The sequence below is a fragment of the Streptomyces sp. LS1784 genome (assembly GCF_020103755.1).
Taxonomy (GTDB): domain Bacteria; phylum Actinomycetota; class Actinomycetes; order Streptomycetales; family Streptomycetaceae; genus Kitasatospora.
This window is the reverse complement of record NZ_JAHSQD010000053.1, coordinates 1-20047: the sequence shown is the minus strand read 5'-3', so window position 1 is coordinate 20047 and position 20047 is coordinate 1. Positions and strand designations below refer to the sequence as shown.

Annotated in this window: 19 protein-coding genes; 6 read left to right on the top strand and 13 right to left on the bottom strand. The window is 74.1% G+C overall.

The window, feature by feature from the left end:
- The first annotated feature begins 91 nt into the window (after nucleotides 1-91).
- Together KS423_RS09670 and KS423_RS09665 are read left to right on the top strand one after the other, a co-directional pair.
- Complete coding sequence (locus KS423_RS09670; RefSeq protein ID WP_224277241.1) at nucleotides 92-778, top strand: TetR/AcrR family transcriptional regulator C-terminal domain-containing protein; 687 nt, start codon at nucleotides 92-94, stop codon at nucleotides 776-778.
- An 11-nt stretch (nucleotides 779-789) separates the two neighbouring features.
- Nucleotides 790-1302, top strand: a complete 513-nt coding sequence (locus tag KS423_RS09665; RefSeq protein ID WP_224277240.1) for an isochorismatase family protein — start codon at nucleotides 790-792, stop codon at nucleotides 1300-1302.
- 84 nt (nucleotides 1303-1386) lie between these two features.
- Here the strand turns inward: KS423_RS09665 and murQ are convergent, their stop codons facing one another.
- The gene (gene murQ / locus KS423_RS09660; protein WP_224277239.1) at nucleotides 1387-2292 is read right to left on the bottom strand and encodes an N-acetylmuramic acid 6-phosphate etherase; all 906 of its coding nucleotides are present in this window, start codon (nucleotides 2290-2292) and stop codon (nucleotides 1387-1389) included.
- Nucleotides 2293-2354: 62 nt separating this feature from the next.
- On the opposite strand from murQ, the gene KS423_RS09655 reads away from it, so the two are divergent.
- Complete coding sequence (locus tag KS423_RS09655) at nucleotides 2355-2978, top strand: endonuclease (protein WP_224277215.1); 624 nt, start codon at nucleotides 2355-2357, stop codon at nucleotides 2976-2978.
- 76 nt (nucleotides 2979-3054) lie between these two features.
- On the opposite strand, the gene KS423_RS09650 is transcribed toward KS423_RS09655, so the two are convergent.
- Both KS423_RS09650 and KS423_RS09645 read right to left on the bottom strand, forming a co-directional pair.
- Nucleotides 3055-3735 carry a DUF6445 family protein gene (locus tag KS423_RS09650; protein ID WP_224277213.1) on the bottom strand — a complete coding sequence of 227 codons (681 nt, stop codon included), beginning with the start codon at nucleotides 3733-3735 and terminating at the stop codon, nucleotides 3055-3057.
- A 130-nt stretch (nucleotides 3736-3865) separates the two neighbouring features.
- Complete coding sequence (locus tag KS423_RS09645; protein WP_224277211.1) at nucleotides 3866-4513, bottom strand: TetR/AcrR family transcriptional regulator; 648 nt, start codon at nucleotides 4511-4513, stop codon at nucleotides 3866-3868.
- Nucleotides 4514-4812: 299 nt separating this feature from the next.
- On the opposite strand from KS423_RS09645, the gene mca reads away from it, so the two are divergent.
- Nucleotides 4813-5718: a mycothiol conjugate amidase Mca gene (gene mca, locus KS423_RS09640; RefSeq protein ID WP_224277209.1), complete on the top strand. Its 906-nt coding sequence runs from the start codon at nucleotides 4813-4815 to the stop codon at nucleotides 5716-5718.
- Between the two features lie 101 nt (nucleotides 5719-5819).
- On the opposite strand, the gene KS423_RS09635 is transcribed toward mca, so the two are convergent.
- Nucleotides 5820-7298 (bottom strand): PHB depolymerase family esterase, encoded by a 1479-nt coding sequence (locus tag KS423_RS09635; RefSeq protein ID WP_224277208.1) that lies wholly within the window; start codon nucleotides 7296-7298, stop codon nucleotides 5820-5822.
- A gap of 223 nt (nucleotides 7299-7521) precedes the next feature.
- Between KS423_RS09635 and KS423_RS09630 the strand changes: the two genes are divergently transcribed.
- The gene (locus tag KS423_RS09630) at nucleotides 7522-8070 is read left to right on the top strand and encodes a PaaI family thioesterase (RefSeq protein ID WP_224277206.1); all 549 of its coding nucleotides are present in this window, start codon (nucleotides 7522-7524) and stop codon (nucleotides 8068-8070) included.
- Nucleotides 8071-8223: 153 nt separating this feature from the next.
- Here KS423_RS09630 and KS423_RS09625 read toward each other — a convergent pair whose 3' ends face one another.
- The 4 genes from KS423_RS09625 to KS423_RS09610 form a co-directional block, all read right to left on the bottom strand.
- Nucleotides 8224-9222: a YdcF family protein gene (locus tag KS423_RS09625; protein ID WP_224277204.1), complete on the bottom strand. Its 999-nt coding sequence runs from the start codon at nucleotides 9220-9222 to the stop codon at nucleotides 8224-8226.
- A gap of 108 nt (nucleotides 9223-9330) precedes the next feature.
- A complete protein-coding gene (pip, locus tag KS423_RS09620; RefSeq protein WP_224277202.1) occupies nucleotides 9331-10293 on the bottom strand; it encodes a prolyl aminopeptidase in 963 nt (320 codons plus the stop codon).
- A 79-nt stretch (nucleotides 10294-10372) separates the two neighbouring features.
- Nucleotides 10373-10591 (bottom strand): hypothetical protein, encoded by a 219-nt coding sequence (locus tag KS423_RS09615; RefSeq protein WP_224277200.1) that lies wholly within the window; start codon nucleotides 10589-10591, stop codon nucleotides 10373-10375.
- A gap of 340 nt (nucleotides 10592-10931) precedes the next feature.
- Nucleotides 10932-11630 (bottom strand): TetR/AcrR family transcriptional regulator, encoded by a 699-nt coding sequence (locus KS423_RS09610; RefSeq protein WP_224277198.1) that lies wholly within the window; start codon nucleotides 11628-11630, stop codon nucleotides 10932-10934.
- Nucleotides 11631-11754: 124 nt separating this feature from the next.
- Between KS423_RS09610 and KS423_RS09605 the strand changes: the two genes are divergently transcribed.
- A complete protein-coding gene (locus tag KS423_RS09605) occupies nucleotides 11755-13320 on the top strand; it encodes an MFS transporter (RefSeq protein ID WP_224277196.1) in 1566 nt (521 codons plus the stop codon).
- 32 nt (nucleotides 13321-13352) lie between these two features.
- Here KS423_RS09605 and KS423_RS09600 read toward each other — a convergent pair whose 3' ends face one another.
- The 5 genes from KS423_RS09600 to KS423_RS09580 all read right to left on the bottom strand — a co-directional run.
- Nucleotides 13353-14168: a 1-acyl-sn-glycerol-3-phosphate acyltransferase gene (locus KS423_RS09600; RefSeq protein ID WP_224277194.1), complete on the bottom strand. Its 816-nt coding sequence runs from the start codon at nucleotides 14166-14168 to the stop codon at nucleotides 13353-13355.
- On the bottom strand, nucleotides 14165-14998 hold the full coding sequence (locus KS423_RS09595) for a GNAT family N-acetyltransferase (protein WP_224277192.1): 834 nt from the start codon (nucleotides 14996-14998) through the stop codon (nucleotides 14165-14167). Before KS423_RS09595 ends, KS423_RS09600 begins: the two co-directional genes overlap by 4 nt.
- A gap of 308 nt (nucleotides 14999-15306) precedes the next feature.
- Nucleotides 15307-16686: a serine hydrolase gene (locus KS423_RS09590; protein ID WP_224277190.1), complete on the bottom strand. Its 1380-nt coding sequence runs from the start codon at nucleotides 16684-16686 to the stop codon at nucleotides 15307-15309.
- A gap of 106 nt (nucleotides 16687-16792) precedes the next feature.
- Nucleotides 16793-18118, bottom strand: a complete 1326-nt coding sequence (locus KS423_RS09585; RefSeq protein ID WP_224277188.1) for a M1 family metallopeptidase — start codon at nucleotides 18116-18118, stop codon at nucleotides 16793-16795.
- 47 nt (nucleotides 18119-18165) lie between these two features.
- On the bottom strand, nucleotides 18166-20047 hold a 1882-nt coding region (locus KS423_RS09580), incomplete at its 5' end, for a Pls/PosA family non-ribosomal peptide synthetase (protein WP_374119928.1).

Below are 20047 nucleotides of genomic sequence, written 5' to 3'. Positions count from 1 at the left end.
CGGCGACCGTCCTTATCGCTGATAAATTCCAGTGAGGGAACTTATCGGCGATAAGGTGGTCTGGCAAGCGGATGACCAGGAGGCGGATCGGATGGCGCTGCAACGCGACGAAGTGGTGCGCACGGCGCTGCGCCTGCTCGACGAGGAGGGCATCGACGGGCTGACCACCCGCCGGCTCGCCCGTGAACTCGGCGTCCAGTCACCGGCGTTGTACTGGCACTTCAAGAACAAGCGGGAACTGCTCGACCTGATGGCGGAGGCGATGCTCGCCGAGGCCCTCCCGCCCGACCGCGAGCCGGACCCGGCGCACTGGCCCGAGTGGATCGCCGCCGACGCCCGCGCCAAGCGCAACGCCCTGCTGGCCTATCGCGACGGCGCCCGGGTGCACGCCGGCACCCTGCCCACCGAGGACGAGCTCCCGGCGGTCGAGGCCCAGCTGAGCGCCCTCTGCGGGGCCGGGCTGCGCCCGCGCACGGCGCTGCGGCTGCTGTTGACCGTCGACCGGTACATCATGGGCTGGGTCACCGAGGAGCAGGCCTGGCGGCAGGACGCCGCGGACCGCGACCGGCCGCCGTTCCCGGACGAGGTGCTGCGTGAACTGCCGCTGCTGCGCGAGGCGGTCGACGTGCTGCGGATGACCGACCACGACGCGGACTTCGAGTACGGGCTGCGGGTGCTGATCGAGGGGTTCCGGACGGAGATCGCGCGGGAGGCGGCGGAGGGCGCCCCGGCGCCGACGGGCCAGTCGTCCGATGGCGCCAGTCGTCCGATGGACTAGCGTGACCCCCCATGACCACCCTTGACCCCCGCAGCACGGCCCTGGTCCTGATCGACCTGATGGACCGGATCGTCGCCAACCCGCTCGCGCCGCGCACCGGTTCGGAGGTGGTGAAGGCCTCGCTGGAGCTGGCCCGGGAGTTCCGGGCGGCGGGTGCGCCCGTGGTCGCGGTCCGGGTCGAGCGGCCGAACGTCACCGAGCAGCCGCCGGGGAGCGGGCTGCTCGCGGAGGTCGCGGCGGTGGCCGACGAGGTCGTGGTGAAGCGCACCATCGGAGCCTTCCAGGGCACGGGTCTGGACGAGCTGCTCCGGGCGCGGGGCGTGGAGACCCTGGTGTTCACCGGGATCGCCACCAACCTCGGCGTGGAGTCGAGCGCCCGGGCGGCAGGCGACCACGGGTACCGGGTGGTGTTCGTCGAGGACGCGATGACCGCGCTCACGGTGGAGGAGCACCGGGCTTCGGTGGAACTGGACTTCCCGCGGCTCGGCGAGGTCGTCGCGGCGGCGGACGTGCGGCTGGGGTGAGCCGGGGGGCCGGGTCGCGGCTGGGGCGAGGCGGAGGGCTGCTACGGCCTCGCGGGGAGGGGTGCTGCTACGGCCGGGGGGTTGCTACGGCCTGGCGAGGCGGAGGGCGTCGCGCAGCCGTCCGTCCGAGGCCGTGAGCAGTCGGGCGGCGGAGGGGGCGTCCACGTCCGCGAGCAGGGACAGGATCGCGTCCTTGACCCGGCCGCCGGTCGCGGTCAGGGCGCGGTCGACAGCGGCCTCGTCGGCGCCGGTCGCCTCGGCGACGATCCGTCGGGCACGCTCGCGCAGCTTGTCGTTGGTGGCGCGGAGGTCGACCATCAGATTTCCGTACGTCCGGCCGAGCCGGACCATCACGGCCGTGGACAGCAGGTTGAGCACCAGCTTCTGCGCCGTGCCCGCCTTGAGCCGGGTGGATCCGGCCAGCACCTCGGGGCCGACCTCCACCTCGATGCCCAGCTCGGCCGCGGCCGCGAGCGCCGAGCCCCGGTTGCACGCCAGTCCGACGGTCAGGGCCCCGGCCGCGCGCGCGGCGCGGACGGCGGCCAGCGGGTAGGGCGTACGGCCGGAGGCGGAGACACCCACCAGGGTGTCGGCGGGGGTGAGGGCGAGCGCGGCCACGTCGGCCCCGGCGAGGTCGGTGCGGTCCTCGGCGCCCTCGGCGGCCGCCGTGACGGCCGGGCGCCCGCCCGCGATCAGTCCGACGACCAGCGCCGGATCGGTGCCGAAGGTCGGCGGGCACTCGACGGCGTCCAGTACGCCGAGCCGCCCGGCCGTCCCCGCGCCGGCGTAGACCAGCCGACCACCACGCGCCATCCGGGCGGCCACGGCGTCGACCACGGCGGCGATCCGGTCCAGCTCCCCGGCCACGGCGGCGGGCACCGTGCGGTCCTCGGCGTTCATCAGACGGAGCAGCTCGACCGTGGGCAGCTGGTCGATCGCGGCCCACTCGGGGCGGATGGTCTCGGTCGCGGATACGGTGTCACGGCTCATGCGGCGAGCCTCCCCGGGTGCGGGGCGCCCGAATCCGGGCAAGCGTGGAGGGGAGGGAGGTGATGGCCGTGGAACCGACCGTTGCCGATCTGCTGGACCGGTTCGGCCGCACCTACGCGGAGGAGGCCGGGACCACGCTGCGCGACAAGCCCTCGCCGCTCTACCGGCTGCTCGCCCTGACCGTGCTGTGCTCGGTGCGGATCAGCGCCGCCACCGCCACGTCGGCGGCCCGGGAACTGTCGGCCGCCGGGCTGCGGACCCCGCGCGCGATGGCCGAAGCCCGGCGCGGGACGCTCATCGCGGCCCTGGGCCGGGCCCACTACGTGCGCTACGACGAGAGCACCGCCACCGCGCTCGGGCAGGGGGCCGAACTGCTGCTCGACCGCTGGCACGGTGACCTGCGGCGGCTGCGGGACGAGGCGGGGGGAGAACCGGAGCGGATCGGCGAGCTGCTCCGGGAGTTCCCCCGGATCGGGCCGGTCGGCGCCGGGATCTTCCGGCGCGAGGCACAGGCGGTCTGGCCCTCGCTGAGGCCGTACTTCGACGAGCGGGTGCTCGCCGAGGCCCGGACGCTCGGGCTGCCGGGCGAACCGGACGCACTGGCGGCGCTGGTCGGGCCGGGGGACCTGGCCAGGCTGGCGGCGGCACTGACCAGGGCGAGTCTGGCGCACGTCGGGGCCGGGTGAGGGCGGGCGCCCCGGGGCGGGGGCAGCCCTTCCGGAACTCCGTGAGGGCCCGGTCGTCCGAAGGGCGCGTACGGGGTCAGGCCATCCAGAAGAAGACCGCCGTCATCCGCCGCTCGGCCAGGTCGGTGCCGTAGTAGCCGGTGGCGCTGTGGATCAGGTTGGCGTGGTAGAGGAGCAGTTGGTTGTAGCGGTTGGGGACGCGTACGTCCTCGGTGAAGTGATCGGCCGGCACGTGGCGGGTGCCGAGCGCCTCGACCAGGTTGTTGTGCGGGGCGTTGACCAGGTTGCCGCCGAGCCGGCCGCCGGGGAACTGCTGGCGGTAGAAGCTGGTGCCGGCGTCCTTGGGGGCGCCGGGGCTGAGGTAGAGGACGGCGGCGTAGCGACAGAGTGCGCGGGAATCGGTGTGCGGGCGGAGCTCCGACTCCCCGGCGCCGACGACCTGGACGCAGTTGTGGTTGAGCGTGCCGCCGCCCGGGGCGCTCTGCACCCAGAGCCGGGGGACGCCGGCGGCCTTGCGGACCAGCGACTCGACCCGGGCCAGCTCCTCCGGCTCCAGGCCCGGCATGGTGCGCAGTCCGGGCCAGGTCTCGGGGCGGTGCGGGTAGCCCTCGGTCCAGTCCCCACGGGCCAGGCAGCGCTCCCGGACGGCGTCCGGGTCGGGCAGCACATTGTCCAGGACCCAGTAGTCCCGGCCCCGGGTGGGCTTGCGGTAGGGCAGGACCGGCAGGGCGGTGGGCCTGATGGGCTGTGAGGGCATGGGCCGACGATAGAGGCGGTGATCGTCAACCTTCTGCCGTGAGCAGGTCAACCTTTCGTCAAGGGTGTGCTGCCCCGTGCTGACCTGGGCACATTCCCGGGCCTCCGGTGCGGCGCGGCGTTCGGGTGCTCTACGCCTCCCGCACGGCGAAGCCCCCGAGGGTGCCCTCCAGGCGGTCGTAGGCCCGGGCCGCCGAGGGGCGGACCGCGACGGCGATCGCCGCGTGCTCCTCGCCGGCCAGGGTGCGGCGGAACACCTCGGCGAACACCGCGCGGTCGACGGCGGCGAGCAGCGCGGCGGCGACCCGGCACTCGAAACCGACGGGTATCTCGTGCACGGCTTCGGCCAATGCCTCGGCGAGTGCCGTCTCGCCCTGCTCGTGCAGCTCGCGCAGCCGCGCGACCAGCGCGGGGCTGTCGAAGACGGTGCGGGCGAAGGCCGGGTCGGCGAAGCCGAGCCGGGCGTCGTGCCGGGAGAGCCCGGCCAGGCAGTCGCGGCGCAGCGCGTCGAGCGCGGACTCGCCCGGCGCGCGCCCGGCGACGGTTCCGGCGAGCCGGCCGGCGAGCTGCTCGTGCAGGTCGAAGAAGAGGTCCTCCTTGCGCGGGAAGTGGTTGGTGACGGTCATCTTGGCGACGCCCGCGGCGGCCGCGACCTCGGCGATGGTCGTGCGATCGAAACCCTGCTCGATGAAGAGCCTGGTCGCGGCGTGCGAGATGGCCTCGCGGGTGCGGCGCTTGTTGAGTTCGCGCAGGTTCGGAGTGGTCCCGGTGTCGGTCATGGCAGGAGCGTAGCGCAGTTCGCTGGGTCGAGCACAGTAATTGGGCTTGACCCAGTTGCTGGGTCCGTCCTAAGTTCTCCTCGGGTGGTCGGAGCGGCCGCCGGGGAACGACTCGGGGAGGGCGCATGACCACGTCCGTCGCGGCGAAGGGCCGGCCGGCAGCGGCTCGGCCGGCGGGACCTTCCGGTGGGTGCAGGCCCGGTCCGCGCTCGCCGCCGCTCCGGCGCTGCTCCATCCGAACACCCGCGAATCCGGCTGACCGCCGCTCGGTTCCCGACCGCCCACACATGGAGGCACCCGTGTTCACCCGTCACCCGAACGGCCTTCGACTGCTCAGCGTGCACGCGCACCCCGACGACGAGTCCAGCAAGGGCGCGGCCACCCTCGCCCGGTACGCGGCCGAGGGCGTGGACGTCCTGGTCGCCACCTGCACCGGCGGTGAGCGCGGCTCGGTGCTCAACCCGGCCATGGACCGGCCCGAGGTCCGGGCCGACATCGCCCGCGTCCGGCGCGAGGAGATGGCGGCCGCCCGGGAGATCCTCGGTGTGCGCCAGCAGTTCCTCGGCTTCGTCGACTCCGGGATGCCCGGTCCGGACGAACCGCTCCCGGAAGGCTGCTTCGCCGCCCGGCCGGTGGAGCTCGCGGCGGCACCGCTGGTCGAGCTGATCCGGGAGTTCCGCCCACAGGTGGTGATCACCTACGACGAGACCGGGGGCTACCCGCACCCGGACCACGTGATGACCCACCGGGTCACCGTGACCGCCGTCGAAGCCGCGGGCGACCCGGAGCGCCACCCCGGGCTGGGCGAGCCCTGGCAGGTGCCCAAGCTCTACTACCACCTGGCGCTCTCCCGGGCCTGGTTCCAGGCCCTGCACGAGGCCATGACGGAACGGGGCGTCCCCTCCGAGATGGGCGAGCTGCTCGCCGGCTGGCCCGACACGCCGTCCGCCCTGGCCACCACCACCCGGATAGCGTGCGCCGAGCAGTTCGCCGTACGGGACGCGGCGATGCTGGCGCACGCCACCCAGGTCCAGCCGGGCGTGGCCTTCATGTCCCACCCGCGGCGCATCGAGCGCGAGGTCTGGCCGACCGAGGACTACCACCTGGCCCGGAGCCTGGTGCCGGGGCCCGGCACGGCGGCCGTGCCGGGCGAGATCGAGACCGACCTGTTCGCCGGGCTCCGGGCGGAGGTGGGGGCGGGATGAGCCTCACGGAGGGCGCGGTGACGGCGGGGGCCGTCGTCGTGCGGGCGGTTGTGATGCTGTCCGGTGCCGTGTTGTTCACTACGGCATCGTCTGTCGCCCGCTCAGCACTGGCCGTCGGCGAGTACGTAGTAGCCCGGGCCGGTCTGCTTCAGGGTGTGGATGACGAACGTGTTCCAGAGCCCCATGCTCTGGCCCGAGCCGAGCGCGTAGGTCAGGCCACCGGCCCGGGTGGCACGGCCGTCCAGGACCTGGTCGTAGTTGCTGGCGGTGAAGCACTGGAACGTGCCCCCGCCTGGGGTGGTCGCCGTCACCGCCGCCGACCGGGCGCCGACCGTGCCCGACCCGTCGACCGCCGCCACGGCGTAGCTGTACGTGGTGCCGGCCGTGAGCCCGGTGTCGGTGAAGGCCGTCCCGGTGGCGCTGCCGACCTGGGTCCCGTTGCGGAAGACCTGGTACGAGGCCGCGCCGCTGACGGCCTGCCAGCCGAGGGCGACCGAATCGGCGGACGCGGTTGCGGTCAGCCCGCTCGGGGCCGGCAGCCCTGGGTTGGTGGGGCCGGAGCCGCCGTCGAGCCCCCAGAACTGCGCGGTGTAGTAGCCGGAGCAGACCGTGTCGAGGAAGTAGGCGCCGGTCGCTCCGCACTGGTCGGCCCCGGAGCCCGGGTGGACGGCCAGGCCGTGGCCCATCCCGCTGATCGTGAACAGGGCCACGGCGGGCTTTCCGCTCGCGTCGGCGTAGAGCTCCTGGGTGGTGCCGCCGGGGAGGCTCCGGGTGCTGGCCGGTTGACGCCCGACGCCCTGGACGTTCGTCCACTGGTCTCGCAGCTCGGTCGCGTTCACCGGCCTGACCACGGTGTCGGCGGTGCCCTGCCAGATCGCCACCCTGGGCCACGGCCCGGTGTAACCCGGGTACGCGGCCCGGACCTTGTCGCCCCACTGCGCCGGGGTGAGCCCCTGGTCGGAGTTCTGGCAGCCGGAGGCGGCGGCCTGGGTGGTGGCGCAGTGGGCGGGCAGTCCGGAGTCGATCGCCCCGCCGGCGAACACGTCGGGGTAGTCGGCCAACAGGTCGGCGGCCATCCCGCCGCCGGCCGACAGCCCGGTGACGAACACCCGGTGAGTGTCCGAGCCGTACAGGGACTCGGCCTTGGTGACCATCTCGACCACCGACCTGGCCTCGCCGACGCCGCGGGCGGCCTTGCTCGCGTCGAACCAGCTGAAGCAGGAGAGGCTGTTGTTGACGCTGCTGGTCTGCGGAAACACCACCGCGAAGCCGTACTGGTCGGCGAACTTGGTCCAGCCGGAGTTGCGGTAGTAGTCGGTGGCACTCTGGACGCAGCCGTGCAGAGCGATCACCAGAGGGGCGCCGCTGGGCAGCCCCGCCGGGGTGTAGGTGTACATCGCGAGGTTGCCCGGGTTGGTGCCGAACCCGGTGACCTGCTGGAAGCTGCCGCTCGTGGCCGCAGCGACGGAGGACGCGACGGAGGCCGTGGCGGGCGAGGCGGCGGCCGCGCCGGGTGCGGCGGCGCCGAGGGCGAGAGCGGCGGCGGTGAGCAGCACCGCTGCGGTGGGGCGCAGTGGCATGGGGACTCCTGGGTGGGGGAGGAGCGGGGGTCGGACCCGTGCAGCGTGACGCGCCCGGCGCCCCGGTGCCATGTGGCGGTCATCCGGGGGCCGCCGCCCGGCCATGGCGCGGGCCGCCATGGCCCTGCGGCTCTGCCGCGCGTCCTGGCAACGCCGGGTGGCCGTAGCCACCCTGCGGTGGAAGGCACTTGAGACGAACGGCCGGACCGGGCAGGTTGATCCCATGACCACCGATGAGATCGCCTCCGAAGGTCCGCAGCCCACGAGTGGACCGGAGCAGCGCACCCGGACCCACACCTGGACGTCCGGCCCGTCGATCGCCGACTATGCCCACCTGACCGGAGAGGAGTTCCTTCTGGAGTGGATCGCCGGGCGGATCCCGGAGCCCTCGATCTGCAGCACCATGGGCTTCCACCTGACCGAGGCGAAGCCGGGGGCGGCGGTGTTCCAAGGCGAACCCGGAGACCACCTCCACAATCCGATGAACACCGTGCACGGTGGCTACCTGGCCACCCTGCTCGACTCGGCGCTCGGCTGCGCCGTGCTGAGCAGGCTGCCGGCCGGGGTGGGCTACACCACCACCCAGCTCAACGTCCACATGCTGCGCCCGCTGTTCGCCGACTCCGGGACGCTGCGCTGCGAGGGCGTGGTGCTGCACCTGGGCCGGACGATGGCGACGGCCGAGGCCAGGGTGGTCGGTGCGGAGAACGGCAAGCTCTACGCACACGCCACCACCACCTGCGCGATCCTGACTCCCCGCCCGGCGTCCTGATCCGGCGTCCGGACCGGGTGTCCTGATCCGGCGCCCTACACACCCGCGACGCACCCGCACCGGGGAACGGGCGGGCCCCGGCCGCAGCAGCGACCGGGGCCCGCCCGGGGCAGGGGGACCCGAGGCGCGCGGCGCCCGGAGTCCGGTGGTGGTTCAGAGGGCCGCGAGCACCCCGCAGAGGGCGATGAGGCCGCAGATCCCGAAGTTGACCAGCTTGTGCGAGAGGAAGATCGCGGCGAACTCGCGGATGGTCGCGCTCGGCCAGTAGTACCGGGCGGTGGGCGAGCCGAAGACGTGGCCGTTGACGCCGGTCTCGCGGGCGAGCAGCGCGGCCCGGAAGGCGTGGAAGTTGTTGGTGACCACGACACAGCGGTAGCCGGGCTTGGCCTCCTCCATGATGGCCTTGCTGAAGAGCAGGTTCTCCTCGGTGGTGCGCGAGCGGTCCTCCCGCTCGATGTGCTCCTCGGGGAAGCCGCGTTCGACCAGGTAGTCGGCCATCGCGTGGGACTCGGGCAGCTTCTCGTCCGGTCCCTGGCCGCCCGAGGTGATCAGCACCGGCGGGTTGCCGCGGGCGGCCTGCTCCTCGTACACCTCGCGGCCCCGGTTCAGTCGGCTGGCCAGCAGCGGCGGGACGCGCTCGCCGCCGATCAGCCCGGAGCCGAGAACGACCACGAAGTCCACGTCCTGGCGCGGCCGGTGGCGGCCGTAGAGGAAGGCGTAGCCGACGAAGCAGGTGAACAGGAAGGAGACGTAGCCGACCACCAGGACCGCGGTGCCGGCAAGGGCGGCCAGCTGCCGGGAGTGGATGACGAGGGCCGCGACCAGCAGCCCGATGACCCCGAGGATGCCCAGCCCGGCGAGCAGCGACAGCAGGTTCGCCGGCCGCCTGCCCTCCTTGCGGATCATGGTCAGGCCGTTGGCGAGCAGGAACCAGACCAGGGCCGCGGTGCCGAGGGCCGGGAGGAGGACGATGACCGCCGCCACGAGCGTGACCACCATGCTGGGTGCCTTGCGGAGTTCGGCGAGCATGGCGAGGGAGAGGAGGGAGACGGCGATACCGAGCAGGACGGCGTTGCTGAACTGGCGACGGTCGCGTAGTACCCCGATTCCGAACAACAGGAAGAACAGGGCGGCTGGGGCATAGGCGATCATGCGTCAATATCGTAGGGGTAGTCCACCTGGACGAACCGCCCGGGCGCCCGGAGGCGTCGAGGGCCCCGGGGAAGTGCCCGGCTGCCGCCCTGGCCGGTGCGTCGGAGTTCAGGCGAAGCGCTCGATCGCGGCCAGGACCGCTTCACTCATCAGCGGGCTCCCGGTGTGCCCGGCCTCGTCGATGACCGTCAGCCGGGCATCCGGCCAGACCTTGGCCAGCTGCCAGGCGGTGTCGACCGGCCCGCCGAGGTCCAGTCGGCCGTGGATCAGCTCGCCGGGGATTCCGGCCAGCCGCCCGGCGTCACGCAGCAGTTGGCCGTCCGGCAGGAAGGCCTGGTGCGAGAAGTAGTGCGCGGTGATCCGGGTGAAGGTCATCAGCGCGTCGGACGGGCGGTCGGTGTACGCGTTCGGCTTGCCCAGCGTCTCGTGCGAGATGACCGCGTCCTCCCAGGTGGCCCAGGCGTTGGCGGCGGCCCGCCGGACCGACTCGTCGGTGCTGTTGAGCAGCCGGCTGTAGGCGGCGAGCAGCTCGAAGGTGTCCCCGTCCCGGTCGGCGGGCGGCAGGAAGTCCCGGAACTCCTCCCAGGGCCCCGGTAGGAAGCGGCCCACGCCCCGGTAGAGCCAGTCGGTCTCCTCGGGGCGGGTCATGGTGACCCCGCAGATCACGATCGCGGAGACCCGCTCCGGGTGGGCCTGCGCGTACGCGAGGATCAGGGTGGAACCCCACGAGCCGCCGTAGAGCAGCCACTTGTCGATGCCGAGGTGCTCGCGCAGCCGCTCCATGTCGGCGATCAGGTGAGCGGTGGTGTTGTGCTCCAGGCTGGTCGACGGGTCGGCGGCGGGCGGGCGGCTGAGCCCGCAGCCGCGTTGGTCGAACTGGACGAGGTGGTAGCGCTCCGGGTCGAAGTACTTCCGGGAGCCGGGGTTGTGGCCGGAACCGGGTCCGCCGTGCACCACCACGGCCGGCTTGCCCGCCGGGTTGCCGGAGGCGTTCCAGTGGATCCGCTGACCGTCGCCGACGTCCAACAGGCCTTGCGCGTAGGACTCGTAGAGGGGGTACGGCTCGGGCATCGGTGACTCCTCCGTGATCGTACGGGCGGGCCCGACGAGCCTATCCCGGTGCCGGATCCCGAGGTTCGGATCCCGAGGTTCAGATCCCGAGGTCCAGTCCGAAGGCGGCGTCGAAGGACGCGTACCCGACGCACAGGACCAACCAGAAGCCGAGCGCGCCGGTCACGGCGGCCGTGACCCGCCCGGTCCTGGTGCGCTGCTCCTTGGGCCTGCGCCGGTGGCGGATGCCGTGGACGATCCCAAGCAGACCGAGCGCGGCGAGGCCGTAGGCGCCGGCCGGGCCGGCCTCGTGCAGCACCCGGGCGAGGATGAAGGCCCCCGCCAGCGAGGCCGTGGTCAGGGCCAGGAGCGCGATCCCGCCGACGAATTCGAAGACCAGCTCGCCGAGGCAGCCCGTCGACTCCTGGGCGGCGTACGCGGCCGGGCCGACCTGGCCGCCCGGGACCGGTGTCGGGTCCCCGGGCTGATGCCCGGTCGGCTCTCCGGCGCCCGGTCCTCGGCCATGCTCCCGCCCTCCCGGTTTACCCGCTCTTGACTCGGCGCTGATCGTACCGGGTGGCCGGGGCGTTGCTGCAGGTCGGGCGGTCGGGCGGTCGGGCGGTTGGGCGGTCGGGAGGTGGCGTGGCCGGGAGTCGGGCTCAGCGCCGCTCCGGCGGCAGCAGGGCTGCGAGGCCGTCGAGGATCCGCTGGACGCCGAACTCGAAGCGGGCGTCCATGTTCGGCTCGGTGAGGTCGTCGGCCAGGTCGACCAGGTTGGGGAAGGTCTCGGCGGGCAGGGCGCGGAAGAGGTCCCCGGCGGCGTCGGCGATGTCGCGGCGGCTGGTGCCGAGGACCTCGGAGGCCGAGATCGGCGATTGCTCCTGGAGCACGAAGCCCTGGACGAAGGCGCCCAGCAGGTAACTGGCCATGGCGGCGTCGGCGTCGGAGAAGCCGGCTGTGCGGAGCCGGTCCAGCTGGTCCTCCATCAGTCCGAGCAGGTTCGGACCGGGGGCGAGCCGACCGGCGACGACCTTGGCCGCGTCCCGGGTGTCGAGCAGGAGGCGTCGGTAGCGCCAGCAGTACGCGTGGAACTGTTCGCGCCAGTCGCCCTCGCGCGGCGGGGGCTCGGCGGAGCCCATCACCGCGTCGGTGAGCAGGTCGAGCAGCTCCTGCTTGTTGCGGACGTGCCAGTACAGCGAGGCCGCCTTGACGCCGACCTCGGCGGCGACCTTGCGCATGGACAGCCCGGCCAGGCCGTCCCGTTCCAGCACCCGCAGTGCGGCCTGGGCGAGGGCCTCCCTGGTCAGGGCGGGCGTCGCGTCGTCTGTTCCGGGCGTGCCGGTGTGGTTCTGCTGCATGGCTGTGCGGACGCCTCCGACGGTGTGGTGGATTCCCGCTTGAAATCTAACACCGTTAGGTGCATTCTGTGGCTGTCACGTCAATCCCTAACAGTGTTAGGGGTTCACGATCGGGAGGGAACCCATGGAGGAGTCGAGCGCCCGCCGCCGGCGGCTCGCGCTGCTCACGCTCTGTGTCGCCATGTTCATGTCGATGCTGGACAACGTCATTGTCAACAACGCCCTGCCCCGCATCGGCCGGGAACTGGACGCCGGGATCAGCGGCCTGCAATGGGTCGCCGAGGGCTACAGCCTGGTCTACGCGGCCTTCGTGCTGACCGGCGGCGCACTCGGTGACCGGTACGGCCGCACCCGGGTGTTCCGTCTCGGCCTCGCGCTCTTCACGGTCGGTTCGGCGGTGGCCGCGCTCGCCGGGACGATCGGTGTGCTGGTCGGCGCCCGGATGCTCCAGGGCGTCGGCGCCGCGCTGCTCACCCCCGGCAGTCTCACCCTGCTGCGGCACGTCTTCACCGACGAGCAGGAGCGGGCCAAGGCCATCGCCACCTGGTCCGGCGTCTCCGCGCTCGGCCTCTCGGTCGGCCCGGTGGTCGGCGGCCCGATGGTCGAACACCTCGGCTGGGCCAGCGTGTTCTGGATCAACGTGCCGATCGGCGTCGCCGGCCTGCTGCTCGCCGTCCGGGTGCTCCCGGACATCCCGCCGCGCGCCCGCCGGATCGACCTCGGCGGCCTCGCCCTGTCCGCCCCCGGGCTGGGCCTGCTGGTCTACGCGCTGATCGAGGGCCCGTCCCGGGGCTGGACCGACGTGCGGGTGCTCGGCTGCGGCGCCGCGGCCGCCGTGCTGCTGCTCGCCTTCCTGCTGCTCGAACTGCGCCTCGCCGAACCGATGCTGGAGCTGCGGCTGTTCCGCGACGGGATGCTGGGCGGCGCGCTGTTGAGCGGGTTCATGGTCAGCTTCGGGATGTTCGGCGCGTCGTTCTTCCTGCCGCTGATGATGCAGGGCACCCTCGGCTGGTCCCCGGCCGCCGCCGGCTACGCCGGGCTGCCGATGACCGCGATGCTGGTGGCCGCCGCGCCGCTCTCCGGCCGGCTGACCGCCCGCTACGGTCCGCGGCCCCCGCTGGTGCTCGGTCTCGTCCTGTGCGCGGCCGGCCTCGGTGGCCTGTCGCTCTACGGCGACCACGCCCACTACTACGAGTACCTGTGGACGCTGTTCACGATGGGCCTCGGGATGGGGCTGACCTTCACCCCGGTGTCCATCGGGGTGATGCAGCGGGTCGCCCCGGTGCAAGCGGGGATGGCCTCGGCGGCCATCAACACCCTGCGCGAACTCGGTGGCGTGCTCGGGATCGCGGTGCTCGGTGCCGTCCTGACCAACCGGATGACCGAGGAGCTGACCTCGGCCCTGCACCGGCTCGGCGTCCCACCGGAGGCCGCCGGCCCGATCGCGGACGCGCCCACCGGTGCGGCCCAGGATGCCGGCGGCGCGGCCGGAACGCTGCTCGAACCGGTGCGTCAGGCGGTGGACGGTGCCTTCGTCGACGGCATCCACCTCGCGCTGCGCTGCGGGTCGGCCGCGCTCGCCGTCACCGCCGTCCTGGTCGCCGTCCTGCTCGGACGGGCACGCCCGCTCGCCCCGGCAGTCCCCGGTGAGCCGCAGTCGGAGGACCTGGCCGGGGCGGGCGTCGCCTGAGCGGCCGGCCCCGGTGGCGGACCGTCAGGAGATCAGCGGATCCCCTCCACCGCCGCCTGCGCCGTGCGGGCCAGCTCGCGCCGGGCGCCCGCCCGGCTGGGCTGCGGGCCGGGCGGCGGTATCGGCGGCAGGAAGGTCACGTCGGCGACCAGCCCGCGGGCCGCGACCACCCGGGCGAGCGAGGTGAGCAGCCCGTCGTCCCCGACGAAGGCGGGCACGCTGGTCGGTCGTCCGTCCGCCAACCGGTAGCGGATCGTCACCGGCTGGACGTCGGCACCCGCCTCCACTGCGGCCTGGAACAGCGCGGGCCGGAACCGGCCGCTCTCCCGTCCGCACCAGGTCGACCCCTCCGGGAAGACGATCACCGGGTGCCCGGAGCGCAGCACCCCGGTCACCGCCGCCACGGTGTCCGGCAGCGTCCGCAGCCGGTCGCGGTCCAGGAAGACGGTGCCGCCCCAGGCGATCAGGGGGCCGAGCACCGGCCACCGCCGGACCTCGGTCTTGGCCAGCGACCGGCCCGGCCGCCCGGCGGCGAGCAGCGGTACGTCCAGCCAGGACACGTGGTTGGCCACCACGAGCACGCCGCCGTCCGCACCTCCGCCGGGAGGCCCGGCGAGGTGGACGGTCACCCCGAGGGTGCGCAGCACCACCCGCGCCCACAGCCGGATCAGCCGGGTCCGGGAACGGTACGGGAACAGCCGGACCGGCAGGCTGAGCGCGACCCCGGCCAGCACCGCCGCCAGACAGGCCGCCAGCCGCAGTGCCCGCCGGGGGTGCGAGACCTCCGGCGAGGCGTCGGCCAGGCAGGTCTCGGGCCGGCAGGTCGCCGTGGGCAGCCAGACGCTCATGACGAGGCGCCCGCGGCGGGTACGCCGGACAGGAAGTGCCGCAGGTAGCGCGGGTCGGTGCGCTCCAGCGACAGCAGCACGTACAGGTCGGCGCAGTCGAAGTCCGGATCGTGCGCGGGCTCGCCGCAGACCCAGGCGCCGAGCCGCAGGTAGCCGCGGAGCAGGGCCGGCAGCGCACCCCGCTCGGCGCGCACCACCCCGGTGGCATCCCAGCGCCGGTGCGGGGTGACCCGGTACTCCTCGGGCGCCAGGTGCTTGGCGCTGACGGTGTCCCAGACCCGGGCCGCGGTGGCACCGCCGTCCGCCAGCTCGATCGAGCAGCAGCCGCCGACCCAGGTGTTGCCGGTGTCGGCCAGGTAGCGCGCGATGCCGCCCCACATCAGGTTGATGACGGCGCCGTTGCCCCGGTGGTCCGGGTGGATGCAGGAGCGCCCGAGCTCGACCAGGCCGGGGCGGACCGGAGCGAGCGCGGAGAGGTCGAACTCGCCGTCGGAGTACAGCCGTCCGGCCCGGCGGGCGGCCTCGGGGCGCAGCAGCCGGTAGGTGCCGACGACGGCGCCCTGCTCCCCCTCGCGGACCAGCAGGTGGTCGCAGTACTCGTCGAACGGGTCGACGTCCAGGCCCGCGACCGGGCTGTGCAGCACGGCGCCCAGCTCGGTGCCGAAGACCTGGTGGCGCAGCCGCTGGGCAGCGCGCACGTCGTCCTCGTCGCGGGCGAGGGAGACGGTGTACACGGCCGGGGCGGCCTGCCGGGGGCGGGGCGCGGGGACCGCCGGGGCGTCGTGGGCGGTGGTGACTGCGGACGGAGTGTACGTGGGGACGGTGGTCATGGCGGACCCTCCAGGGCAGCACGATCGGCGGTGCCGTGGATCACCAGGGCACCGTCCCGGTCCGCAGGTGGTTGGGCATGGACGCGAACCGGTCCCCGTGTTTCTCTCCGAGCCGGTTGGCATTTATGTTGCGGCCCGGGGGAGCGCAGATGTGCACCTGTTGAATGGGACCACCCGTGGCCCGGCGGTCACCGGCCCGGCACCGGGCGCTCGTCTGCCGGGGGTGGACAACACGCGCCACGGGGGCGTACGGCCGCACCGCACACCCCCGTCGTCACGCCCCTGGTGTCGCGATCGCGACGCGCGGCTCAGACGGCCCGCCAGCCCTCCGGGTCGACCCCGCCCGGGACGGCGCCGCCCGGGCCGTACGGCTCGCGGGTGTAGACGAAGGAGCCGATGTCGAGGTGGCTGACCGTGCCGTCGGGACGGCGGACCACCCGCAGGGTCTCGCCCGCGTAGTAGTTCTCCACACCGGTCCAGGTGCCGTCCGGCTCGGGCCGGAAGCGCGAGCCCCGGCCGGCGCCGGTGAGCGGGGCGAGCTCCAGCACCCGTCCGGGCCGCAGCCGCAGGCCGGCCGGCGCGGCGCCCCAGTACCAGGGGCCGGTGAGGTCCAGCAGCTCCGCGTCCACCTCGGACAGCGGGCGCCACGGTTCGGGCAGCCGGGGCTCGAGTTCGGCGGTGAGTGCGATCAACCGGGCCGCCAGCGAGGCGGCGCTGGCGCCGCTGGTGGCGTTGGAGAGGGCGTACGCGGCCAGGCCGTCGGCCTCGCTGATCCACAGGCCAGCCGTGAAGCCGGGCATCGAGCCGGTGTGCCCGTACAGCAACCGGCCCTCGTGGCGGCGCAGTTGCAGGCCGAGGCCGTAGCCGCTGGTCCACTCCGCGTCGTCCGGGGCGACGGCCGGGGTACGCATCTCGGCGAGGGTGTCGGCGGACAGCACCTTGTCGTCGCCCGCCGTCAGGAACGCCGCCCAGCGGGCCAGGTCGGCGACGGTGGACCAGAGTTGGCCGGCCGGGCCCATCAGACCGGTGTCGGTGAGCGGCTCGGGCAGCAGGACGTCGGCCCACGGGTGGACGGCGAAGCCCCCGGCGTGCGGGTGTTCGGGCAGCAGCGTGGTGCGGTCCATGCCGAGCGGGGCCAGCACCTCGCGGCGCAGCGCCTCGCCCCAGGGCTCGCCGCGCAGCTTCGCCACGAGCGCGCCGAGCAGCGCGTAGCCGGGGTTGGAGTAGTGGTGCACCCGTCCGGCCGGGTGCTTCAGCGGCCGCTCGGCCTCCAGGATGTCGCCGAGGCCGGGCCGCAGCGAGCCCTCGGTCCGTTCCCACCAGGGGCCGGGGGTCTCGGCGGTCAGACCGGCGGAGTGCGAGAGCAGTTGGGCGATGGTCGCGTCGTCGGCGGGGGTGCCCGGCAGGTGGCGGGCGAGCGGGTCGGCGAGGTCGAGCAGGCCCTCGTCGCGCAGCCGCAGCACCAGCACGGCGACGAAGGTCTTGGTGAGCGAGCCGATCCGGTACTGGACGTCCGGGGTCGGTGCGTGACCGTCGATCATGCTGCGGGCGCCGCTCCACACCGGCTGCCCGTCGCGCAGCACCCCGGCGACCATCGAGGGCGTGCGCCCCTCGGCCTGGGCGGCGGCGAGCCGGTGCAGCAGGGCGCGGCGGGTGGCGGGCAGCAGCTCGCCGGGCAGGTCGGTCATGTGGGCTTCTGGACTCATCGACATGTGCACGGAGAGTAGCCCAGCCCGGCCCCGGAACCGATCGAATAATCCGGCCCCGGGCATCCGCCCGACCCCGGTGACAGGCTCAGTCCGGCAGCGGCGGCAGCTCCGGCCGCTCCAGCCAGGCCTCGAAGAACGGGCCGAGCGGCGCGGCGGTGTACCGGGCGGCGTGCGCGCGCAGGTCGGCGGTGGCGACCACGCCGTGCCGGTTGGCGCTGGTCCAGTCCCGCAGCATCGCGAAGAACGCGTCCTCGCCGAGCGCGCGCCGCAGCGCGTGCACCACCAGTCCGCCCCGCTGGTACAGCCGGTCGTCGAACATCAGCTTCCGGCTCGGGTCGCCGAGCCGCAGGTCCTGCGGCAGTCCGGCCAGCAGCCGGTGCGCTGCGGCGGCGTGCACGGCGGCGCCCGGGCCGCCGGCGTGCTCGGACCAGAGCCACTCCGCGTACTTGGCGAAGCCCTCGTTGAGCCAGATGTGCCGCCAGTCGGCGATCGTGACGCTGTTGCCGAACCACTGGTGGGCCAGCTCGTGCGCGATCAACCGCTCGCGCTCCCAGCCGCCGCCGAGGTGGTTGGTGCCGAAGGTGGCGACGCCCTGCGCCTCCACCGGGACGTCCAGCTCCTCGTCCGCGACGACCACCGCGTACTCGCCGAACGGGTACGGGCCGAAGACCTCGCCGAAGTACGCCGCCATCTCGGGCTGCCGGGCGAAGTCCCGGGCGAACGCGGCGGCCAGCCGCTCCGGCACGTAGCCGGTCTGCGGTACCGCCGGGCGCACCGCCAGCGGCACCGCCCGGTAGTGTCCGATCGACACCGTCACCAGGTACGTCGGGGTCGGCGCGCTCTGTTCGTACACCCAGGTCGTGCTGGACGCCCTGGTGGTGCGGGTCAGCAGCCGGCCGCTCGCCACCACCGTGAACGGGGACGGCGTGGTGACGGCCAGCTGGTAGGTCGCCTTGTCGGAGGGCCGGTCGTTGCACGGGAACCAGGACGGCGCGCCGACCGGCTGGCTCGCCACCAGCGCGCCCTCGGTCAGCTCCTCCCAGCCCAGGCCGCCCCACGGGCTGCGCACCGGGCGGGGGTTGCCGGTGTAGTGCACCTCGACGGTGAACGCCGCGCCAGGCGCGAGCGCCTTGGCCGGGCGGATCCGCAGCTTGTTGCCGCGGTGGGTGTAGCGGGCGGCCCGGCCGTCGACCAGCACCCGTCCGATCCGGAACTCGGCCAGGTCGAGCGCGAACTCGGCCAGCGCCGCGTCCGCCACCGCGCTCAGCCGGGCCGAGCCGGCCAGCCGGTTGGGTCCGGGCCGGTAATCCAGCGCCAGCTCGTAGCGGTGCACCCGGAAGCGGTGGTCGCCGCTGTTCGGGAAGTACGGGTCCGGGGCACCGGCGGCCGCGGGGACGTGCTTGGGCTTCACGGGGACGTGCGCTTCCTGCGGGCCGGGACGGGGGGACGGGGAGGTGGTCACGACGTGGTCTGCCACGCCTCGATCGGGTTGCCCAGCCACCGCGTGTCGGCGGGGACGGACTCGGCGCGCATCACCAGCGAGGCCGGGCCCAGCGTGCTGCGCGCGCCCACCGTGCTGCCGGGCAGCACGATGCCGCCCGGGCCCAGGGTGGCGCCCTCGCGGAGGACCACAGTATCCATCCGCATGATCCGGTCGTGGAAGAGGTGCGTCTGCACCACGCAGCCCCGGTTGACGGTGACCCCGTCACCGAGGGTGACCAGGTCCGCCTCCGGCAGCCAGTAGCTCTCGCACCAGACCCCGTGGCCGACGTGCGCGCCGAGCGAGCGCAGCCACAGGTTCAGCACCGGGGTGCCCGGCACCGCGCCGACCAGCCACGGCACCGCCAGCATCTCCACGAAGGTGTCCGCCAGCTCGTTGCGCCACACGAAGCCGCTCCACAGCGGGTGCTCCACCGCCCGGAACCGCCCGACCAGCAGCCACTTGGCCGCCACCGCGACCAGGCAGGCCAGCGCGCCGGCCGCCAGCAGCACCAGGCCGGAGAGCAGCGCGGCGAGCACGGGGGAGCCGGCCGCCAGCCAGGACAGCGTCGCCGCCGTCAGCAGGCCCAGCGCCCCCGAGGCGAGCACCGGTACCAGCCGGGCCAGCTCGACCAGCCCGCGCGCCCACAGCAGCCGGGTCGGCGGCTCGTACGTCAGGCTCTGGTCCGCCTCGTCCACGGCGCGCGGCAGACGCATCGGCGGCATGCCCAGGTACGAGCCGCCCTTCTTCGCCTTCGCCGGCGTCGCCGACAGCACGCCCACCAGGCCCCGCTTGGGCACCGAGCGGCCCGGCGCGGTCATCCCCGAGTTGCCGAGGAAGGCCCGGTCGCCGACCTTCGCCTCGCCCAGGCGCATCCAGCCGCCGCCCAGTTCGTACGGCGCGATCAGGGTGTCGTCGGCCAGGAACGCGCCGTCCCCGACGGTGGTCAGGCTGGGCAGTGCCAGCACCGTGGACACCTCGGCGCCCCGGCCGACCCGCATCCCCAGTGCCCGCAGCCACAGCGGGGTGACCAGCCCGGCGTACAGCGGGAACAGCACCTCCCGGGCCCGGTCCATCAGCTGGGTGACGGTCCACGCCTGCCAGCTGACCCGGCCCTGCAGCGGGTGCACTCCGGGCACCAGGCCGAGGCTCAGCAGCCGGACCAGCGCCACCAGCTGCGCCGCGTACACCGCACCGTACGCCAGGGTGGCGGGCAGCAGGCCGAGCAGCGCGCCGCCGAGCGCCGGGCCGAGGCCCGCGCCCTGGTCGACGAAACGGGAGAGCACGGCCAGCGCGGCCACGGCGGGTGCCACCGGGAGCAGAGCGAGCACGGCGTCGCCGGCGCCGTACAGTGCGGCCCAGGCGGGCCGACGGACCGGAGGCTCCTTGGGCCAGGACCACTCGGCCCGGCCCAGCTTGACGGCGGGCGCGCCGCCCCAGCGCTGGCCGGTCGGCACCTGGCCGGTGACGCTGGAGCCGGGCAGCACCTGGGCGCGCTTGCCGACCCGGGCACCGGGCAGCAACGTCGAACGGGTGCCGACCACCGCGTCGGCGCCGACCTTCACCTGGCCGACCTCCAGCCGGTCGCCGTCCAGCCAGTAGCCGCACAGGTCGACCTCGGCCTCGACGGCGCAGCCCCGGCCCAGCTTGAGCATCCCGGTGACCGGCGGCAGCGAGTGCAGGTCCACCTCGCGGGCGATCTTGGCGCCCAGCGCGCGGGCGTAGGGGACGAGCCAGGCACCGGACAGCGCGGTCGCGCCGCTCAGCTCGGCGAGCCGCTCGGCCGTCCACAGCCGCAGGTGCACGGCGCCGCCGCGCGGGTAGCTGCCGGGGCGCAGGCCGCGCAACAGCAGCCGGGCG